Below are 21594 nucleotides of genomic sequence, written 5' to 3'. Positions count from 1 at the left end.
ATTCCATTCTTATATATAAATCTATTTTAAAGTTAAATAATAAAAGCTTATTTAACTATTATTTTTAATTACCACTCAAGTAATGTTGCTGCATAAGTTAACCCACCACCAAATGCGACAAGAATAATTTTATCACCTTTATTTAGTAAGCCTTTTTCATACATTTCATTTAAAGCTATAGGTACTGTTGCAGCTGATGTATTTCCTACCTTTTCTAAGTTCAAATAAAACTTATCTTCGCTTAATTTCAACTTTTCTGCTGCTAATTTTATAATTCTATAATTTGCTTGGTGAGGTACTATATATTTAATGTCATCAAATGAAACATTAGTATCTTTCATAACTTCAGTAACGGCTTCATCTATTGCAGATACTGCAAATCTAAGTATTTCTCTACCATTCATATCGATAGTTCTTTTAGCTAATTTTTTTTCTTTTGAAAAAGGAGTATCAAAATCAGTAGCGCCTATAGTAAGTGCTTCCCCCTTTTTTCCATCCGCTCTTAAATATGATTTAATTATTCCTGGTGCCTCATCCCTCTTAAGTACAGCCGCACCAGCACCATCTCCAAATAAAATACAAGTGCTTCTGTCTGTCCAGTCTGTTACTTTTGAAAGAACTTCAGCTCCAACTACTAATGCATTTTTATAATTCATAGACATCATTAAAGCTTTAGCTGTCTCCAAGCCGTATACAAATCCTGAACATGCAACACTTATATCAAAACAAGCTGCCTTACTTGCATCTAAATTACTTTGAACTAGACATGCAACCGATGGTATAAACATATCTGGACTAATTGTAGCAACAATAATAAGCTCTAAATCTTTTGCATCAATACCAGCTCTTTCAAGTGCAAGCTTAGCTGCTTTTGTTGAGATATCAGATGTATTTTCTCCTTCTGAGATTCTTCTTTCTCTCATACCTGTTCTTTGCACTATCCACTCATCACTTGTTTCAACGAATTCACTTATTCTATCATTAGTAACTACTAGAGATGGAAGATATGCTCCAATTCCAGCAATTTTAATATTACTCATATTTTTCTCCTTCATTATACTAATTCATATTTTTCTTTAAAAAAGTTATTTATTTTACTTAAAGAAGAAATTAAAATTTCTTCTTCTTCTAACGTTAATCCTTCTATTGCATTATTTATCATTTCTCCATGAAATCTCTGATGGATTCTGAATGCTAACTTTCCTTTTCGAGTTAATTTAATAAGAACAACTCTTCTGTCTGTTTCTATCCTGTTTCTTTCTACATATCCTTTTTTAATTAATTTATTGATAGCAGTTGTTAAAGTACTTACTGTAATTTTTAATTTCTGCGCTACCTCTGACATTGTTCTTTCACTGTACATACCAATAGATTCTATAGTATGAATTTCTGTTATTGAAAGATCTGAAAGTACACCATTCTTTAAACTTTGCTCCTCAATTTGTAAGACATCATTAAATAACTGCACCAAAAGCTCATTAATCAGTTTTGTTGATTTATCCATTTATCTGCACTCTCCATTTTGACATCCAAAAATATCTTCTAACAAAAATTATATTCAGTGTTTATAAAATGAAAAATTTGGTAATGAAAATCTTAAATATCATACCAAATACGCAATCTATTGACCAATTAGACATATGAAATAAAATAACAAGCAAACGACATAAAGATATTTTGTCCTAAGATTGGCTGAGGAAAATTCATTTTGAATTCAGAATGAACTACATGAAAAGTTTCACTTTACTTTAGACAAAATATATAAACAAACATATTTACTTTATATTTTCTGAGTATGCCTCGCCTTTAATCAAAAAGTTTTAAAATCAAATAGTTTGATAATCAAAATATACTATACTCAAAATACATTGTCAAATTTTTTTCAATTTTTTCCAGTCTCTTGTATGCTTTTAATTAGCAATTTCATATGATATAATTAATTAAATTAGTTAATATTATCTATAATATTAATTTTTAAACATAGGAGGTGTACATATCATGACTAGAAAGTTAATTATAGCTACAGTTTTAATGTTAAGTACCGTAATGGTTTCTTGTAGCACAAAGCCTAGTGATTCCCCTAAGCCTAGTGATAATAACACTACTACTGTAGAGCAAAATAAAGACGACAATGGCTCTTCTAATGCTGATAGTAAAAAAGCTAATGAAACTACAAGCGATACAAAAAAAGTAAATAAGTTAAAACTTTCTATATATAGTATAGATGATAACTCTTTGGAACCAAATCAATCAGGTACTATTGAGGTAAATGAAAATTCAACTCTACAGGACAAGCTAAAAGAATTAGCAAAAGCTGTATCAGAGAAAAAATTTGACAATTTACCAATTGAAGTTAAATCTATAGATACTGTTAACGGCAAAAAAGTTGCTACTATAAACTTAACTGACTCAAATAATAAAAAATGGGTTCCAAAGTTTCAAGGATCAACTGGTGGTTCAGTTACAGCTAATACTTTGATTGAGAATTTCCTTCAATCTAATAACAAATCTAAAGGCGAATGGATTGATGGCGTGAAATTCCTATATAATAATGAAACAATAGAATATGAACATGCATCAGACTTATCTACTGTTAAGTATGCAAATTAATTACATTAAGTTATAACAAAAAGAAGCCAAGCTTTAATATAAAATGGAACCTATGAAATAGACACTAAAAAAAGACTATTTCAATAGGTTCTTTTTTTGTACAATAAAAGATAAGAAGAAATATAGTAAGGTTGTGAAAAGAATGAGTAAAAAATTATTTTCAGATGAAGAAATTAAAAGTTTATCAAAAAATAGATATGTTAAATCTGTAAGTAAACGTGGAATTACATATACAGATGAATTTAAAATATTGTTTATCGCTGAGCGTAGCAAGGGAAAACTACCTATTCATATTTTTCAAGATGCTGAATTTGATATAGATGTTATTGGAAATAATAGAATTTGGTGTGCAAGTAAAAGATGGCGTAATGCTTATAATGAATCAGGAGAGCTTGGTCTAAGAGATTCTAGAAAATTAAACAGTGGTCGTCCACTTAAACGTGAACTAACCGTTGAAGAAATAATAGCCAAAAAGGATGCAGAAATTGCTTATTGGAAAGCTGAGGCAGAACTATTAAAAAAATCGAGCTGCAAGAAAGGCAGGTGAAAAATAGTAAACTAAGTGCATCATCAATCTTTGTAATAATACAACATATAATTTTGACATATAACTATAAAAATATGGTTTCACATTTATGCGAAGTAGCTTTAGTATCTAGATCAGGCTATTATAATTATTTAAAATCAACAGGCAAACGTAATCGTAGAGAAGAAAAGGATTTAGAATTGAAGGATATCATTCTTAAAGCATTTAATCATAGGGGCTACAAGAAAGGTTCTCGTTCTATAAAAATGGTGTTAGAGAATGAATTTAATCTTATAATAAATCGAAAATGTATACAACGAATCATGAGAAAATATAATATTGAGTGCCCAATTAGAAAAGCTAACCCTTATCGTAGAATGATGAAAGCTACTCATGAGCATACTGTTGTACCTAATATTTTAAATAGAGAATTCAAGCAAGATTTGGTCGGAAAAGTTTTATTAACAGATATAACTTATTTAACATATGGAGCATCCAATAGGGCTTATTTGTCAACTATTAAAGATGCTTCAACAAATGAAATTCTTTCATATCAGCTTTCCAATAGCCTTACATTAGATATAGCTACCGAAACTATTAAAAAGTTGATGAAAAATCACAAAAATTTACTAAATAAAGATGCCTTTATTCATTCGGATCAAGGAGTTCATTATACTAGTCCTAGATTTCAAAAACTTCTTAAAAAATATAAAATTGGTCAGTCTATGTCTAGGCGCGGAAATTGTTGGGATAATGCCCCGCAGGAATCATTTTTTGGTCATATGAAAGATGAAATTGACTTAAAAAGTTGTTCAACATTTGAAGAATTAGAAGCTTCAATTGATAACTATATGGAGTATTATAATAATTATAGATATCAGTGGGGACTTAAAAAGCTGGCTCCTGTACAATACAGAAACCAGCTCATAGCTGCCTAGCCTTTTTCAAAATGTCCTTGACATAGGAACCATTTTAATATTTAAAACTTGGCTTCTTTTGCTTTTTATTTTATTATCCAGTATTTCAACAAAATCTCTTCTTATATAATGGTATCTATTTCAAAGTTCTTCAAATTTTTCTTCATTAGAATATATATATGTTGCAAAAATAATTCTTCATCATAATTCTAAAAACATTGCAAGAATTTCATATGTAATTATGCATTGTGAAATGATAATTGATAATTGTGCATTAAATTGAGCATTGTGCATTTCAATATATATTTCAATCTATTAAGAAATTACTGTATATGTTTGAGTATAAGCTATTTGTTCATCACCTAATGTAAGGTAATAATATATTGGTATCATATACGTTGAATAAAATAACGTTGAAGCTTCTGGCACATTGCTTTCTATTGCTCTTACTAAGATCTGTTGGTGCTTTAAACTTACAATATAGCAAGTAGCTATAATTACAATTTGTTCTGAAAAAAACACGTCAGAAATTGAATTTGAATATTTATCAGCATGATTTACCAAATTAGTCCTAATAATTCTAAGCTGCTCAATATAACGCTGTATCTCAATATCAAACTTCTTCAAGTCATCAACTGGTGTATCTGGTTTTATATTATATACAGTTAAATTTGCCCGTATAACTTTAATTTGATTTAAGCTGTTAATAATATCCTCCTTATTCTGTAAATTAGATATTTTAGGGCCATACTGCTGAGGTATATTCGGAATTTGTGCATATGCTAAATTACTTGTGAATACTGTTATGAATACTACAAACGTTATCAAACGGATTATTATTTTACGCATTATTGTTCCTCCATATTATAATAAATCTACCTTATTTACAAAAAGTACTCTTTAAGTTTATCCTTTGTTATTTTAAATATTTTATTCCTAAAAGATAGATTATATTAATGAGGATATACGCACTACTCAAAGGGCATCCGTTCTATTGTTTCCAGTATTGTATAGATAAACCTACTAAGACCTGAACTTATGTATATAGCTCGCCGAAATAAGGATTATGCTGTTGTTCCAGTTTCTAAGGAATTATGATGGATGATCCCAAAATTACAAGTTGCACTCAAGATGCTAGCATCAAAGGCAAGCTTTGAACTAGCATACTTGAAACAACTTATAATCTAGGAATCAGAGCCATCAAATTCCTAATGAAACATTTCACAAAAGCATAATTCTTATTTCTAGTTGGGATATATTTCATAGTATAAATCTAACTTATAATTGGTTTATCTATATACATAAACAACTTAAGAATTTGATTTATACTTTGAAATAAATACCATACTAGAAAGTAGAAACATTTTTATGTAGCATGCATTGAAAATGAGCTGTTAAAAGCGCTTAATTGTAGGTTGTTCAACTAATGCTTGTCACAATGAAATTGGGAGCAAGCATTAGTGGTGCAACTTGCAATTTAGAACTTTCAGCGAAATTTTCATAATCCTGTGAAATAACAATGTTTTTACTTTCGGTGGATTATTGCATAAGTCTAGGTTATATATTGTTTATCTATATAGATATCCACAACTTGAAATTTACTTATACCTTGAAATATACGCCATACTAGAAAGTAGAAACATTTTTGCGCAGCAGGCATTTAAAAATGAGCTGTTAAAAGTGCCTTATTGTAGGTTGTCCTACTTATGCTTGTCACTCTGAAAGTGGGAGCAAGCATAAGTTGCGACAACCTGCAATTTAGCACTTTCAGCGAAATTTTTATAGTCCTGCGAAGCAACAATGTTTCTTCTTTCGGTGAACTATATGCATAAGTCTATGTCTCAAGTTGGATATCTATCCAAAGATTCTTATATTTTTCAAGTTCTCTTATTGGATCTAATTCTTTGTCTTTCTTCATATATTCTAAAAAGAATTCATTTAATTCTATACTTTTTTCTACATCTCTTAATGCTTTTAAATTTTCATTTATATTTACATAATAACAAGCTCTATTATAATATAAAAAACCTTCATCATCATTTTCTTCTATTCCCTTACTTATTACTTCAATAGCTTTTTTAAAATTACCTTCTTCTCTATATGCTACAGATAAATTCAGAAAACTATAAGGATAATTGGGATTTGCTTCAATAGACTTGTAATAATACCCTTTGCTCTCTTCTATCTTATTTAACTTATTTAAAATTACTGCTTTATTAAATAATATCTTGTAATGTCTATCCTCAATTTCTAAGGCCTTATTTATATAATTCAGTGCATCAATATTTTCATTGTTTTCTTCTAAAATACAAGCTAAATTTGCATATGCCCACATATAATTAGGATTTATCTCAATAACCTTTTTATAGTTGCTTATAGCCTTATCCTTTTCACCTGATTCATCATATATATTGGCTAAAAAGAAATATGCTTTATCATAATTGGGATTTTTTTCTATGGCCTTCTCATAATATTTCTTAGCCTTTTCTAATTCATCATTTTCATCATATATTATTGCCAAGCCATAATATGCTCTAGCATCATCCTCATCTAATTCAATTACTTCTCGATACTTTTTCTCTGCATCACCAGATAACCCAATTTCATCGTAAATTAATGCCATATCCATTAGTAATTCTATATCTTCTTTTCCTATATTTAAGGCATATGCCTTTTGATAAAATGAAATAGCTTTTAATAAGTTATTTTCTGATCTTAAATTTCTCGCCATATTTATATAATTATTGTATAAATAATTCTTGTTTTCCATGTTGCTCTTCATCCATTCATTTGATTTGTTATATGCATACTTATGTAATACTAACCGAAAGAGCAGGTACTCATTGTTTCGGTTTCTAGAGAATTTGGTTGTGGATTTCTAAAAATATTATTTTTTATCTCTATATTTTAATATAACATTGTCCTTGCTTTCCTCTAAAAACAATTCAAAATATGCTAATTTTTCCAAACAAAACTTTTCTATTTCGCTTTCACTTGTTTCTCTAATATAATAATCATGAGTATACCTATTTCTCAACTTAACTACTACTGATAAATATTTTTTTAATGTCTCATCAAAAAATCCAATTTCAGAAGCTTCTTCAATAAGCTTTAATGCCGAAGCTGAACTACTTATTTTCCCATCATTTATGATTATATAGTTCTCACACATGTCAATTACATATTCCGCAAAATCTTGAAAATAAGCTATAACAGCTCTTTTTATTATTTTGTTATTGGATTTCTTATATTCATTTATAGCTTCCTTTAAATTTTCTAAATTATCATAGGCAGCTTTATATTTTTCTAAAAATTTTTCTTTTTTATATCTAAAGTAAGGACTCATCTGTAATTCCTCCAAAATAACTATATTGCTCATCTATTTTTAATACTTTTTCAAAGTTTGCATTGTTCCTCGCATGTTTTAAGACATAATGCTGAAAATCATACCATAATTCTTCATCAATAATATATTTATTATTACTATCTACTGCAAATCTTGCATACTTACTTCCAAAATCTTTAAATAAAACAAATGTCAAATGTATATTATCGTAGTTATAATATTGCTTTGATAATTCTATGATTTTATCTTCAATGTCTAAGGTGTCCATAAATGAAACTTTTGGTTTTACTACAACAGCTAAGTCTATGTCACTTCTATCTTTGTCCCAATACTCTGTTCTATAACTCCCAAATTCAGCAATACAAACGATACTTTGAATTTTCTTTAATTCATTTAAAAAATATGATTCAGCCAAAATTATCACCTCTTTAGAATTATATCACTAAAATAATAAAATACTCAATTTATATACAATTGAGTATTTTATCATATTGAACTTATATATATCGCAATTTAATTTGCACATTTTATGTAAAATAGTTTTATCCCTATATTTAACCTATTATAAGTAAAAATAATACTGATGGAAATTAACCCATCAGCAACTTTTACATGAAATTTTTTAATTATTAATTTTAGATGTATTATTTCTCACTATATCTCTTACATATTCAATATCTATTTCATTTATATCCGCAATATACTCTACAGAAAGTCCTTTGCTATATTGTTTTAATATCAATTGCTTAATTGCTTCTTCTCTTCCTTCTTCTCTTCCTTCTTCAATTTTTTCTCTATCTCTTTCCAATAAAGTCATAAACTCCACCTCCACCGAAATATCATTTTTAACTTCCAGCACTCTTTTATGTATACTTTTAACAAGATTCCCTTTAGCTCTCTTTGCTATTCCATCTGTTGATTCTTCTACATATTCAAGGAATTCTAATAATTCTTCGCTTAAATCATTCATAATTCCCTTTGTATTTAATACTATTTTCTGAGCTTCATCATTTAACATTATACTATTGTCTTCTAAACATAAATTTTGAAAAGTATATTTATGGCGACCTTTATTAAATAAATCAAATGTACAAACAAATATAATATAGCTTTTGGTAAGTTTTCTGTAATCCTCGCCTTTGCTTATTAAGTCTAAATCTATGCTTCCTTGATAATATCTTAGCCTTTTAGGCAAATTCTTATGCTTTCCTCTCTGCATTTCAACATTGTAGATTGTATTATTTTCGTCTTTAACATAAACATCTAAACGGATTCCCTTACTTTCAAGTAATAAATCTATGGTTTTCTGTTCTTCAACTATTTCAACTTTTTCTATTTCAATTTCCAAAATTTTCTCTAATAATTCTTTACAAATTGCTTTATCACTCATAACCTTTGCAAAAAGGAAGTCATCTTCAAGATTTAATTCCTTTAAAGTTTTGTTCATCTTATTAACCTTACCTTATCTTTTATCATTTATATTGGTTTCTTATTAATATTATATCTAATTAAACATTGTATTTCAATATACTCAAATTATATTGCCATTCCATTTATGAACACTGCAATAATAGTAATAATGCTCTGTCACCGTTAGTCTTCAAAGTAGTATATTCTATCTTTCCTTATACTAATTCATTTCCAATTAGATAGAGAAGTAATAGTAACTACTAAAATAATAAAATACTCAATTTATATACAATTGAGTATTTTATCATATTGAACTTATATATTGCAATTCACAATTACGGCCAAAATTCTTGTAATATTTTTAGAATTTATGATGAAGTATTATTTTTTCAACATATATATGAAATATTTACTTTTTATATACGTCTATAACATTTTCAGTTTTATAATGACCGTAGTACCAAGTATTTGTATAAGAAGTTGATCTAAAATTCAAAGAATCAGCAAGCTTAGTTTCTACTCCATCTTTTGTCTTCCATAAACTAAATGAATCGCCATCTTTTCTTACAAATAATATTTGATTTTCTGATATATATTTTGGCATGAAATCAAATGATTTGTTATTTGTAATTTGAGTTATTTCTTTTGTTTCAGTGTTCACTTGATAAATATAGTGCGGTTCACTTTCCCAGTTTTTCGAACTTTGTGATATGTCATCTTTTAAGGCATCAGCTCCAGAATATACTATATTCTTTCCATCACTAGAATAATCCGGTGTCATTGATACTTGATTTTCTGGAATTAAACTTGTAAATTTGTTAGCTTTGATATCGAAAATTCCTAACGCCTTATTACTATACATATCTCTATATTCGCCATTGTTAACAGCAACCATGCTGCTATCTACTGGGTTTTGAGATATATTATCTTTATATGCTAATGCAATCATATTATTATTTTCTATAAATTTATTGTTTAAAAGATCATATACTGCAAATTCTGTCATATCTGCTGACATTGAGCCTGAATTAGGTTTGTTCCATATATACATATATCTATCATCACTTGATATCCTCTCAACATTAGGCCTTGATCCAATAGATTCAAATAACTCAGATGCTGTATACTGCTCTCCAATCTCTTTATCATTTCCTTCTTTACCTTCCAAAACAACCTTTTCTTCTTTAGTAGCTAAATCATAGCTAATTATACCTATTGATTTAATAGTTTTCCCTTTGTCTGTAGTAGTTTCTAGCTGTTTATTAGCATATACCTTATTTTTACTATCGCAATTGATATTAAAATAATCATACTCATTGCTTATAATATCCACTAACTTTTTAGTATTGGTATTATACATAGACATACCTTCATTTTTAGCAGAGCAAATTAAATTTCCTGAGTTATTCCAATCATATGACTCTACATTTTTAGCTACTTCAATTACTTCACGAGTCTCTATATTGCAAATATATAAATTATCTTCTTTAGTATAAGCAACATATAATCCATCTTTAGATATTTTCGGCAATTTAATTTTTTCATTTTTATCAAGAAGAATTGGGTTATTTTCTTTTAGTTCAGACATGTATAGCCCATCATCTGATACAAATACTGCAAATTCTGCTCCTTTAGCACTTTTTGCTGTATCACTATTACTAGCAAATACAGTTTTTGAAGCAAGCAAACTAGTAGATGTAAAAATCATGGTTACCATAAGTGAAATACAAACAACTATTTTTTTTGACTTTTTAAAAAACACTATATTTTTCAAGCGTGTCTCAATCTCCTTCCTACTTTTACAAACTGATGCCCCTAAGCTTAGGGATTTATTCTGAGAATATTCTATTAACTCTAATATAATTTCTCCATAATATTTTCTTTTTGATTTATCCATATTCTTTATAAGTTGTTCATCTAAAGACAGCTCACAGATTATATTTATCCTATTTCTAATAATATAAACAATAGGATTAAACCAATTGATTATATTTGCTAAAAGCGCTACTGCCTTCACCCATAAATCTTTACGTTTAAAATGAATTAATTCATGATCCAGTATTATTTCGAGCTTGTCCAAATTGTGGTCCATCTTAGGAATTGTGATAGTAGGTGTTAATATTCCTGTAATCATTGGACTTTTAATGCCACCGCATTCTTTTAGAATTATCTTCCTATATATATTTAATTTTTTCTTACAGTTTTCAAAAACATCAATTATTGATTTATCATCAACAATATCGCTTACACTTTTAAGTTTTTTATAAAAAGAAATATATACGTATGTCTCTTTAATTACTAATATGAGTGCACCTAATATCCATGCATAAAGCAGCATATTTCTATTCATTATTTTTTGCATCATACTTGTCTGCTTTAAATCCACTTGGCTTTGGCTTACAGGCTTAAGAGTACCATCCCCTTGCAAAACTCTTATCTCATCACTTTTATCGTTGCTCTTCAGCATCTTTTCATAATTTTGCTGCACCACCGTATTCGTATCATCCTGCATAAATAAATAATTCTTATGTTCCACTATTTGAGGCAGTTTAACAAAACTCCCAATAGGTATAATAAAAATTAAAAGCGTTATAAATAGCATATAATAATTCCAAGTGGCACTAAAAGTTTTCTTAGTAAATGGCCTAAATAAACAAAGTATTAAAAACATAACGCTGCCTGCTAGTGACATTTGCAGAATATAATTTAGAATCTCCATATGCCTACACCTCTTTGAGCCATTCTTTCAACTCTGCAATATCCTTATTACTTATTTTCTTATTATTAAACAATGTTGCCATAAAGTTTTTAACTGATCCCTTATGCATATCTTCTAAGAAATTATCAGTTTGAATAGCCTTATATTCTTCTTCCGTAATTTTAGGAAAATAATTATTTAACTTTCCTACTTTAGTTACACTCAAAATTCCCTTTTCAGTTAATCTTGATATCAGCGTCATTATTGTTGTTACCTTCCATGAATTTTCTTTTGGAAGCTCGTCTAGAATCTCAGCTGTAGTAATTTGATCATTCTTTTTCCATATTATTTTCATTATCTCCATTTCAGCGTCAGATATCTTCCCTAACTTCATATTAAATCATCTCCTCTATGTAATTCTACAAAGTGTAGTATTTATGTTTTTATACTACACTTTGTAGAATTACATGTCAATATATTCCTATGAATTTTTAATAAAAAACTTATTAGCATATGTTTGTTACAATTCACATTTCACAATTATTCCTAGAATTCTTGTAATATAAATAAATAGACTAAGACCTGAACTTATGCATATAACTCGCCGAAATGAATAACATATTTTTGTTCCAGTTTCTAGGTAATTCTGATGGGTGATTCTAAGGCTATAAAGTTGCACCCAAAGTGCTAGCCTCAAAGAACAGGCGCTCACAGAGAAAGTTCGAAGAACGAAATATGAAATTTCGATTCTCACTTTTTGAACTAGCACATTTGGAACAACTTATAGCCAAAGAATCACATCCATCAAAATTACCAATGAAACATTCCACAAAAATATATTACTCATTTCTATTTAGAAAACATTTCCTAGTTCAAGTATAGTTTATGATTGTGTTATCTATATTAAAACTAAGAGTACATAAAAATAAGCTGTTAAAAACAGTTAATGCAGAGCTGTTCTCCTCTTGCTTGTCCTAATGAAGTTTAGAACATGCGCGAGAAGATCCCCCTGCATTAGTGGTTTCAAATGAATTTTTCATAAATCTACTAAATAAACATATATGTTGCAATTCACAATGCACATTTCACAATTATGCTTAGAATTATTGCAATATTTTTAGAAATTTTATGAAGAATTATTTTTGCAATATATATTGAATTAATTTATAGCAATTTTTATTTTTCTATTTCACTTTCCATTTATATCTTGTTTCTAAAAATTCCCCTTTCCTATCATATCCTTTTATGTTATATCCCATCTTGTTATATCCTTGCCTGTCATATCCTCCACTATTATATCCTTCTTTATCATATCCATATTTATCGTACCCGTCTATATTGTAGCCTTCTATATTAAAATATGTGCCATTTTTATGAACCCCTTTTTTATCAAAACCCTCTTCATTAAATTTTGTACCGTTTTTATGAATTCCTTTTGAATCAAACCCATGTTCATCATATTTCTTTAACCTATTAAAAAATAACATAAAGATTGCACCTCAATTTTAATTTATTATCTATATACTTATTTATAGATATGCCAAGTGAAATCTAAACCTATGCATATAACTCACCGAAATAAGCATTATGCTGTTGTTCCAGTTTCTAAGGAATTATGATGGATGATTCTAAGATTACAAGTTGTACCCAAGATGCTAGCTTCAAAGACAAGCTTTGAACTAGCATACTTGGAACAACTTCCAATCTAAGAATCAGAACCATCAAATTCCTAATGAAACATTTCACAAAAGCATAATTCTTATTTCTAGTTAGTACATATTTCATAGTCTAGATATAGTTTATAATTGGCTTATCTATATTTGAGTCAGCAAAAAAAGACCGACCTTAATAAAAAGGTCGGTTGCACTATTAACTCATCGAATATAAAGTGCCCAAGTAAATATTCGAATCACAGTTTCCTTATATACATAATATTACTATTTCATGATTATTTTAACATTGAATCAATTAGAAATCAATGAACAAATAGCGAATAAAATGACGGAATTTTAAATTTCAACATATATGTTACAATTCACAATTCTGGCTAAAATTCTTACAATATTTTTAGAATTATGATAACGGATTATTTTTGAAATATATATAAGCTATTAAGCATTGTTGACTAAAATCATAATAATACCTAATAGCTCATTTCTTTAATATATATTTATTTATGTGTTCCTATATCACTTCTACAATATGCTCCTTCAAAAGTGACATATTTAATATTTTCGTAAGCGTCTTTTCTAGCTTCTTCTAGAGTTTTTCCAAGACCAATAACTGATAATACTCTTCCACCGTTAGTCTTTAAAACTCCATCTTCTACTTTAGCTCCTGCTAAAAATACTTTATCTTTAACTTTTTCATCAATTGTTATCTCATAACCCTTAACAAAATCTCCTGGATATCCTTTAGATGCTAAAACAACATTTATGCAGACACCATCGTTCCACTTAACTGTGGTTTTATCTAATTCTTCTCTTAATGCTGCTTCAATGACTTCTACTAAGTCACTTTCCATTAGATAAAGAACTGATTGTGTTTCAGGATCTCCCATTCTTACATTATATTCTAAAAGATAAGTTCCTTTTGCAGTAATCATGATACCAAAGAAGATTATTCCTTTATAATCAAAGCTTTCTTCTCTAATACCGATTAAAGTCTTAGCCATAATATTTTCTTCGAAATCCTTCATCACATCTTCTGTAACATAAGGATTTGGTGCTAATACTCCCATTCCACCTGTGTTTGGTCCTTTACCTCCATCAAATATCTGCTTATGGTCTTTACCTGATATAAATGGAATTATTGTCTTTCCATCAGTAATAGATAGAATTGATGCCTCAACACCTTCTAGGAATTCTTCAATTACTATTTTTTGACCCGCTCCATTGAAGATATCATCTACCATATAAGATTTTACTGCATCTATTGCTTCTTCTTTAGTTTCACATATAGCAACGCCTTTTCCTGCTGCAAGACCATCTGCTTTAACCACTGTTGGATAAGGACATACTTCTAAATATTTAAGCGCTTCATTGACATCTGTAAATGTTTCGTATTCTGCTGTCTTAACGCCATACTTTTTCATAAATTCTTTAGAAAAGCTTTTACTACCTTCAAGCATTGCTCCATTTTCAGCTGGTCCAAATATCTTTAATCCTTCCGTTTTAAACTTATTAACAATTCCCTTTGTTAAAGGATCTTCTGGCCCAACTATTGTAAGGTCAATAATTTCTTCCTTAGCAAATTTAATTAATTCATCAATATCAGTTATATTTACATTTTCGCATTTATTTTCAATTGCAGTTCCACCGTTACCTGGAGCAACAAATATTTTTTCAACCTTTTCACTTTTTGCAAGTTTCCAAGCCAAAGCATGTTCTCTACCACCTGAACCAATTAAAAGAAGTTTCATTTACATACCTCCAAAATAATATTCCGTTATAGATAAACAGTATACACCCATAGCTTATGTTACAACCAACCGAAAGAAAGGATACTCCATTGTTTCGGTTGACTTAGAGAATATAACTGTGGATTTCTAACATCAAAAGTTGCGCCCATTTCTGCATGCTCCCAACACAAGATTGGGACAAGCAAAAATGGAACAACTTCTAATGAAGAAATCCTACAGCCATATTCTCAGATGCAACACTGCACAAAAGAGTACCCTTTCTTTCTAATGTGGGAGTCATTTCAAAGCATAAGTCTAATTCATAACTTGTTTATCTATAACAATTAACTTTAAAAAACACAGGGTTTTTATTATATATTTTCAATTCAATATAGAATTTATTGCTTAATTACCTAATACAAATAACTTATTTATATTAATGTTTAAAATGTCTATATCCTGTAAATACCATTGCTATCCCATGTTCATTACAAGCATCTATTGATTTTTGATCATTCATTGAACCACCTGGTTGAATTATAGCTTTAATACCGTTTTTAGCAGCTTCATCAACTACATCTCTAAATGGGAAATAAGCATCTGATGCAAGGATTGTAGCTCCTTTTCCTCTCTTTAAAGCATCTTCTGTTGGCCAGATTCTGTTAACTTGACCTCCGCCAATTCCAAGTGCTATTCCATTATGAGCAACAACTATAGCATTAGATTTAACGTATTTAACTACTTTCATTCCGAATAATAAATCTTTCATTTCCTCATCAGTTGGTTTCTTTTCAGTTACAACTTTAATTTCTTCTACTAATTTATTGTCTTCCTCTTGAACAAGCATTGCTCCATCAACTGTAACCATATATTTATCTGCCTTTGGAGTATTATGGAATTTAAGAACTCTTAAGTTCTTTTTAGTCTTTAAAACTTCTAAAGCATCTTCATCATATTCTGGTGCAGCTATAACTTCTAAGAAAATTTTAACCATTTCCTCAGCAGTTTTCTTATCTACTTTTCTATTAAACCCAATAATTCCCCCAAATATTGAAGTTGGATCTACTTCATATGCCTTCATATAAGCTTCATAAGAATCTTTTCCAATTGCAACACCACAAGGTGTATTATGTTTTAATGCACAACATGCTGGTTCATCAAATTCATTAGCACATTTCCAAGCTATATCAACATCTTTAAAGTTATTATAAGATAATTCCTTACCATTTAATGTTTCAAAAGTATTCATAGCTCCATCAAGCATTGTTGATGCGTAAACAGCTGCAGTTTGATGTGAATTTTCGCCATATCTAAGACTTTGCATCTTCTTATATGAAACTGAAAGATATTCTGGATATTCTTCTTCATCATCAGCTAACAAGAAGTTTGAAATAGCCCCATCATAAGCACTCATAAGATTAAATACTTTACCAGCCAATTTCTTCTTAGTCTTATAAGAAGTTTCACCATTTGTTTCAATCTCTTCCATAACAACTTTATAGTCATTTTTATCAGAAATTACTACAACATCCTGAAAATTCTTAGCCGCTGCTCTAAGCATTGTAGGTCCGCCAATATCTATAAATTCAACCTTTTCTTCAAATTCTAAATCTTCTTTAACTTTCTCAAAGAATGGATATAGATTTACAACTACATAATCTATAGTATGAATATTTCTTCCTTTTAATGTATTCATATGTTCTTCATTGTCTCTTATCGCTAATATTCCAGCATGAACTAATGGATGAAGCGTTTTAACTCTTCCATCTAACATTTCAGGAAAATCAGTAACTTCATTGATTTCAATTACATTTAATCCATTTTCCTTCAAATATTTATAAGTTCCACCTGTTGATACAATTTCAACATCTTTAGATACTAAAAATTTAGCAAAATCTAAAACTCCCTCTTTATCAAATACACTTATTAAAGCTCTCTTTTTCACGAAAAGGCCTCCTTTATTCTTCTATCTTGACTCTACCATCAATTACTCTGATTTTATTTTCGCTAATTAACTTAATTGCCTTAGGTAATATTTCGTGTTCTTTTTCTAAAATCCTCTTTTGAAGTGTTTCCGCATCATCTTCAAAATAAACTGGCACAACTTCTTGAAGAAGTATGGCACCCCCATCAACTTCAGAATTTACAAAGTGAACTGTACATCCTGAAAATCTTACACCACTTTTAATTACGGCTTCATGAACCTTTAATCCGTACATTCCAGGTCCACAAAACGATGGAATTAAAGATGGATGAATATTTATAATTCTATTATCAAATTCTTTTAATATTTCCCCATCTAAAATTGCCAAAAATCCTGCAAGAACTATTAAATCAACCTTTCCCGTTGTTAATTCTAAGATCTTGTTAGAGGATTCTTCACCATATTCACGCCTATTAACAACAAAAGTATCTATATTATGCTTTTTTGCTCTCTCTAAAGCATAAATATTATCACGGCTTCCTATAACCATCTCTATCTTAACATTCATATAGTTACTTTCAACCGCATCTATTACCGATTGTAGGTCTGTTCCGCCCCCAGAAACCAAGACCGCTATTTTAAACAAATACCTTCACCCCCAGATGTTACGTATCCTATTTCATAAGCTTTTTCTCCCATTTCTACTAAAGCCTTTATAATAGGTTCCACATCTTCATCTTTAACAGCAAGAACAAACCCTATTCCCATGTTAAAAGTGTTATACATATGCTCCTTGTCTACACCTTTTTCAATGATTCTTTCAAATATAGCTGGAAGTGGATATGAATCTTTGTTAATTACAGCTGTGAAGTCCCCACCATTAAACATTCTTGGAACATTTTCTATAAATCCACCACCTGTAACATGAGCCATACCTTTAATCTCATAGCTTTCTAACAATTTAAGTACTGGTTTTACATAAATCTTAGTTGGTGTAATTAATGTCTTCCATACTTCTTCACCATTAAATTCTTCATTTAAATCTGGGAATACTTTTCTGATTAATGAATATCCATTAGAATGTATTCCAGAAGAGGCTATACCAATCAACTTATCTCCATCTTTAATATTGCTTCCATTAATAATCTTATCTTTATCAGCTATACCAACTGCAAATCCAGCCATATCATATTCTCCATCTGAATAGAATCCAGGCATTTCAGCTGTTTCTCCACCAATTAAGGCACAGTCAGAATCAACGCATCCATCCGATATACCTTTAACTAAATCTGCTGCAACTTCAGCTTCAAGCTTCCCACAAGCTATATAATCTAAGAAAAATAATGGTTTTGCCCCATGGCATAAAATATCATTTACGCACATAGCTACGCAGTCAATACCAACTGTATCGTACTTCTTGTTCTTAAATGCGATTTCTAGTTTAGTTCCTACTCCATCAGTTCCAGAAACTAAAACTGGTTTTTCATAGCCTGATGGTAATTCAACCATCCCAGCAAAACTTCCAAGACCATTTAAAACATATTGACTCATAGTTCTTGCTGCATATTCTTTTATAAGCTTAACTGATTTATATCCTTCTTCTATGTTAACTCCCGCTTCTTTGTAAGTAATCATTTATTAACTCCACCTTTCAAAATGCTATTGACATATTCAAAAAACAATAGATGAATGTGCCTTAGATGTCTATATCTCTTTCTCTACTGGTGTTGCAACTGGGTAAACTCCATTAAAGCATCCCATACAAAATTCTTCTCTATCACCGCAGCTCTTATAAACGCCTTCTTCACTTAGATATCCTAAATAATCTGCTCCAATCATATCTCTAATCTCTTCTATAGTATTATTAGCAGCAACAAGCTCACTTCTATAAGGTGTATCTATTCCAAAATAACATGGATACTTAACACTTGGTGATGCTAGTAAGAAACTAACTTCTTTTACACCTACACGTCTAAGTGATTCAACTAAATGTTTTGATGTAGTGCCTCTTACTACTGAGTCATCAATAAGTATAACTCTTTTTCCTTCTAAGTTTGATTTTAGTGGATTTAACTTTACTGCAACTGCTCTTTCTCTAATTTCTTGAGATGGCGATATAAAAGTTCTTCCAACGTATCTGTTTTTAATAAATCCAGTATCATAAGGTATACCAGAAGCCTTTGCATATCCAATAGCTGCTGGTATTCCAGAGTCTGGAACTGCTATAACAACATCTGCATCTAATGGATGCTCTTTATATAACTGTTCTCCTGCTTTAACTCTTGTTGTATGAACTTCAAGCCCATCAATTCTAGAGTCTGGTCTAGCAAAATAAATATATTCAAAAGCACATGTCTGACATTTAGTATTTTCAGAATATCTGTATGATTGTATTCCTTCACTATCTATTATAACTATTTCTCCTGGTTCTATATCCCTTACAAATTCAGCACCTATTGCATCTAAAGCGCAGCTTTCTGAAGTTAGAATGTAACCTTCTTCAATTTTCCCCAACGAAAGCGGTCTAATTCCATGTGGATCTCTAGCCCCAATTAATCTATCCTTTGACATAATAGTTAATGCAAATGAACCTCTAACAGCTGACATAGCATCAACTACTGCTTTTGCAAAACCTTTTTTTGCACTTCTTGCTATAAGACATGCAATTACTTCAGAATCTGTTGTAGTATGGAAAATTTGTCCTCCATCTTCAAGCAATTCTTTTATTACATCTGCATTTACTAAAGTTCCGTTATGAGCCATAGCTATTGGTCCCATCTTTGATGAAACGAGTATTGGCTGAGCATTTTCAATGCCTTTTCCACCAGCAGTTGAATATCTTACGTGGCCTATAGCTATATGACCTTTTAGCTTTTGTAAATCTTCCTGCTTAAATGCTTCAGTTATTAAACCTAATCCTTTATGTATGTCAATTTTTTCACCATCTGCTACTGCAATTCCAGCACTTTCCTGCCCTCTATGTTGAAGAGCATAAAGTCCATAGTAAGTCATTGATGCTACATCTATTGGCTTATTAGTATATACTCCAAATACCCCACACTCATCCTTAAATTTATCATTACTTGGATCCATTATTAATTCAAAATTCGGATTACTCATCTATACAATCCTTTCACTAATCTATTTTTGAAAAACTTAAAATACATGAGAACTAATGCACAATTAAGGATGAAATTTTTTTTGACTTCTAAATCACATAATTCATCAAACTTCATCAGAGAAATGAGAATTCAAAATAACACTCAAGACTTAATGTACGAATTCTCAACCTTCCTCTGCGAACTTAGTTCCCTCATTGTGCATTGCTAATTGCATTCTAATATAAATTTTATAGTAAATTTGATTCTAAATATATACTACTTAGAAATTCTCTTTAATATTTCAACATAAGCATCTTTAACATTACCTAAGTCTCTTCTGAATCTATCTTTATCTAATTTTTCTCCTGTTGTTGCATCCCAGAATCTACAAGTGTCTGGTGATATTTCATCAGCTAAAACTATTGTTCCATCAGCACATCTACCAAATTCAACTTTAAAGTCAATTAAGTTTATGTTTTGTTCTTTAAATACAGCTTTAAGAGTGTCATTAATTTTTGCTGTCATATCATAGATTACTTTTAATTCTTCAAAAGTAGTTGCACCAATTCCAACTGCATGATAATCATTTATTAATGGATCTCCTAATGAGTCATCTTTATATGATAATTCAAATACAGTAGTCTTAAGTTTAAATCCTTCTTCAAGACCTAATCTCTTAGCCATGCTTCCTGCTGCAACATTTCTAACTATTACTTCAAGTGGTACTATTTCAACCTTTTTACATAATTGTTCTCTATCATTTAGTTTCTCTATAAAATGAGTTTTAACTCCTGCTTTTTCTAATATTTCAAATAATACTGAAGTTATAGCATTATTCATTATACCTTTATCTTCGATTTGGCCTTTCTTTTCTCCATTGAATGCTGTAGCATCGTCTTTGTAATATACAATTACTTCATCAGCCTTATCTGTTGCGTAAATTTTCTTTGCTTTTCCTTCATATAACATTTCTAATTTTTCCATTATAGTTCTACCCCTTCCGCATTTTCCTCAATGAATTTTTTCTTCATATTTAATCTGAATTCTTTTAATTTATTTTTTAATTCATCATTATTAACTGATAACATTTGAACCGCTAACATTCCTGCATTGTAGCTGTTATTTATACCAACAGTTGCAACTGGGATTGACTTTGGCATTTGTACTATAGAATATAATGCATCAACACCTTCAAGAGCTGCCTTAACTGGAACTCCTATTACAGGAAGTATTGTCTTTGATGCTATTACTCCTGGTAAATGTGCTGCAAGCCCTGCTCCAGCTATAATAACTTGACATCCTTGAGCTTGAATTTCTTCTAATGTTTCTTCTAACTTTTCTGGCACTCTATGAGCTGAAAGTATAAACGCTTTGTACTCTACTCCAAATTCCTTTAAAGCATTTGCCGCTCCTCTCATAACTTCTGTGTCTGATTTACTTCCAAAAAATATTGCTACCTGCATTTTTAAGCCTCCTGTTTTTGTAATGTTCCTATTAATACATTTATATATTTCTCTTAAGGGCTGTACCCCGCATTATAAGTGAGAATCGAAATCTTTGATTTCGCTCTTCGAACTTACTCAGCGAACGAACGTGAGTCGAGTTTCCTTTAAATACCCGTAACCCGCATTACAACTATAAATATTTACATATTTATATATT

20 protein-coding genes and 1 riboswitch are annotated in these 21594 nt (G+C 29.8%); of the genes, 2 read left to right on the top strand and 18 right to left on the bottom strand.

Annotated features, from left to right (window positions below; translation table 11 throughout):
- Positions 1–68: 68 nt before the first annotated feature.
- The gene (locus tag KEC93_RS05750; protein ID WP_011968411.1) at positions 69–1040 is read right to left on the bottom strand and encodes a beta-ketoacyl-ACP synthase III; all 972 of its coding nucleotides are present in this window, start codon (positions 1038–1040) and stop codon (positions 69–71) included.
- A gap of 14 nt (positions 1041–1054) precedes the next feature.
- The gene (locus KEC93_RS05745) at positions 1055–1504 is read right to left on the bottom strand and encodes a MarR family winged helix-turn-helix transcriptional regulator (RefSeq protein ID WP_011968410.1); all 450 of its coding nucleotides are present in this window, start codon (positions 1502–1504) and stop codon (positions 1055–1057) included.
- A gap of 494 nt (positions 1505–1998) precedes the next feature.
- On the opposite strand from KEC93_RS05745, the gene KEC93_RS05740 reads away from it, so the two are divergent.
- A complete protein-coding gene (locus tag KEC93_RS05740) occupies positions 1999–2610 on the top strand; it encodes a hypothetical protein (protein ID WP_023973448.1) in 612 nt (203 codons plus the stop codon).
- Positions 2611–2752: 142 nt separating this feature from the next.
- Positions 2753–4074, top strand: a protein-coding gene (locus KEC93_RS05735; protein WP_420022546.1) for an IS3 family transposase whose coding sequence is annotated in 2 segments (ribosomal slippage) — positions 2753–3146 and positions 3146–4074 — 1323 coding nt in all. Because the reading frame shifts where the segments join, the coding sequence is not laid out codon by codon here.
- A 294-nt stretch (positions 4075–4368) separates the two neighbouring features.
- Here KEC93_RS05735 and KEC93_RS05730 read toward each other — a convergent pair.
- The 16 genes from KEC93_RS05730 to purE form a co-directional block, all read right to left on the bottom strand.
- Complete coding sequence (locus KEC93_RS05730; RefSeq protein ID WP_039771304.1) at positions 4369–4902, bottom strand: hypothetical protein; 534 nt, start codon at positions 4900–4902, stop codon at positions 4369–4371.
- A gap of 985 nt (positions 4903–5887) precedes the next feature.
- Complete coding sequence (locus KEC93_RS05725; protein ID WP_077868053.1) at positions 5888–6823, bottom strand: tetratricopeptide repeat protein; 936 nt, start codon at positions 6821–6823, stop codon at positions 5888–5890.
- Positions 6824–6940: 117 nt separating this feature from the next.
- Positions 6941–7399 carry a HepT-like ribonuclease domain-containing protein gene (locus tag KEC93_RS05720; RefSeq protein ID WP_077868054.1) on the bottom strand — a complete coding sequence of 153 codons (459 nt, stop codon included), beginning with the start codon at positions 7397–7399 and terminating at the stop codon, positions 6941–6943.
- Positions 7383–7823 carry a nucleotidyltransferase domain-containing protein gene (locus tag KEC93_RS05715; protein WP_236892141.1) on the bottom strand — a complete coding sequence of 147 codons (441 nt, stop codon included), beginning with the start codon at positions 7821–7823 and terminating at the stop codon, positions 7383–7385. The genes KEC93_RS05720 and KEC93_RS05715 overlap by 17 nt, the downstream gene beginning before the upstream one ends.
- Positions 7824–8021: 198 nt before the next feature.
- Positions 8022–8846 carry an Rpn family recombination-promoting nuclease/putative transposase gene (locus KEC93_RS05710; protein ID WP_077868055.1) on the bottom strand — a complete coding sequence of 275 codons (825 nt, stop codon included), beginning with the start codon at positions 8844–8846 and terminating at the stop codon, positions 8022–8024.
- 372 nt (positions 8847–9218) lie between these two features.
- Entirely contained in the window at positions 9219–11528 is a 2310-nt protein-coding gene (locus tag KEC93_RS05705) for a M56 family metallopeptidase (protein ID WP_077868056.1), read from the bottom strand.
- Between the two features lie 4 nt (positions 11529–11532).
- The gene (locus tag KEC93_RS05700) at positions 11533–11901 is read right to left on the bottom strand and encodes a BlaI/MecI/CopY family transcriptional regulator (RefSeq protein WP_077304961.1); all 369 of its coding nucleotides are present in this window, start codon (positions 11899–11901) and stop codon (positions 11533–11535) included.
- A gap of 790 nt (positions 11902–12691) precedes the next feature.
- Positions 12692–12994, bottom strand: a complete 303-nt coding sequence (locus KEC93_RS05695; RefSeq protein ID WP_077868057.1) for an HAD family hydrolase — start codon at positions 12992–12994, stop codon at positions 12692–12694.
- A 118-nt stretch (positions 12995–13112) separates the two neighbouring features.
- Positions 13113–13292 (bottom strand): hypothetical protein, encoded by a 180-nt coding sequence (locus tag KEC93_RS05690; protein WP_154861613.1) that lies wholly within the window; start codon positions 13290–13292, stop codon positions 13113–13115.
- Between the two features lie 61 nt (positions 13293–13353).
- Positions 13354–13436: riboswitch (cyclic di-GMP riboswitch) on the bottom strand.
- Positions 13437–13677: 241 nt separating this feature from the next.
- Entirely contained in the window at positions 13678–14928 is a 1251-nt protein-coding gene (purD, locus tag KEC93_RS05685) for a phosphoribosylamine--glycine ligase (RefSeq protein WP_077841359.1), read from the bottom strand.
- A gap of 415 nt (positions 14929–15343) precedes the next feature.
- The gene (purH, locus tag KEC93_RS05680; RefSeq protein ID WP_077868058.1) at positions 15344–16852 is read right to left on the bottom strand and encodes a bifunctional phosphoribosylaminoimidazolecarboxamide formyltransferase/IMP cyclohydrolase; all 1509 of its coding nucleotides are present in this window, start codon (positions 16850–16852) and stop codon (positions 15344–15346) included.
- Between the two features lie 13 nt (positions 16853–16865).
- The gene (purN, locus tag KEC93_RS05675; RefSeq protein ID WP_039770439.1) at positions 16866–17477 is read right to left on the bottom strand and encodes a phosphoribosylglycinamide formyltransferase; all 612 of its coding nucleotides are present in this window, start codon (positions 17475–17477) and stop codon (positions 16866–16868) included.
- Positions 17465–18466, bottom strand: a complete 1002-nt coding sequence (gene purM, locus KEC93_RS05670) for a phosphoribosylformylglycinamidine cyclo-ligase (RefSeq protein ID WP_011968400.1) — start codon at positions 18464–18466, stop codon at positions 17465–17467. The genes purN and purM overlap by 13 nt, the downstream gene beginning before the upstream one ends.
- A gap of 69 nt (positions 18467–18535) precedes the next feature.
- Positions 18536–19951: an amidophosphoribosyltransferase gene (gene purF / locus KEC93_RS05665; protein ID WP_011968399.1), complete on the bottom strand. Its 1416-nt coding sequence runs from the start codon at positions 19949–19951 to the stop codon at positions 18536–18538.
- Between the two features lie 257 nt (positions 19952–20208).
- The gene (gene purC, locus KEC93_RS05660; protein ID WP_011968398.1) at positions 20209–20916 is read right to left on the bottom strand and encodes a phosphoribosylaminoimidazolesuccinocarboxamide synthase; all 708 of its coding nucleotides are present in this window, start codon (positions 20914–20916) and stop codon (positions 20209–20211) included.
- Entirely contained in the window at positions 20916–21395 is a 480-nt protein-coding gene (purE, locus tag KEC93_RS05655) for a 5-(carboxyamino)imidazole ribonucleotide mutase (RefSeq protein WP_017210869.1), read from the bottom strand. The genes purC and purE overlap by 1 nt, the downstream gene beginning before the upstream one ends.
- Positions 21396–21594 lie beyond the last annotated feature (199 nt).

The sequence above is a fragment of the Clostridium beijerinckii genome (genome assembly GCF_018223745.1).
In the GTDB taxonomy this organism is placed as follows: Bacteria; Bacillota; Clostridia; order Clostridiales; family Clostridiaceae; genus Clostridium; species Clostridium beijerinckii.
The sequence above is the reverse complement of the archived record's forward strand: the minus strand, read 5'-3'. Positions and strand labels throughout refer to the sequence as shown.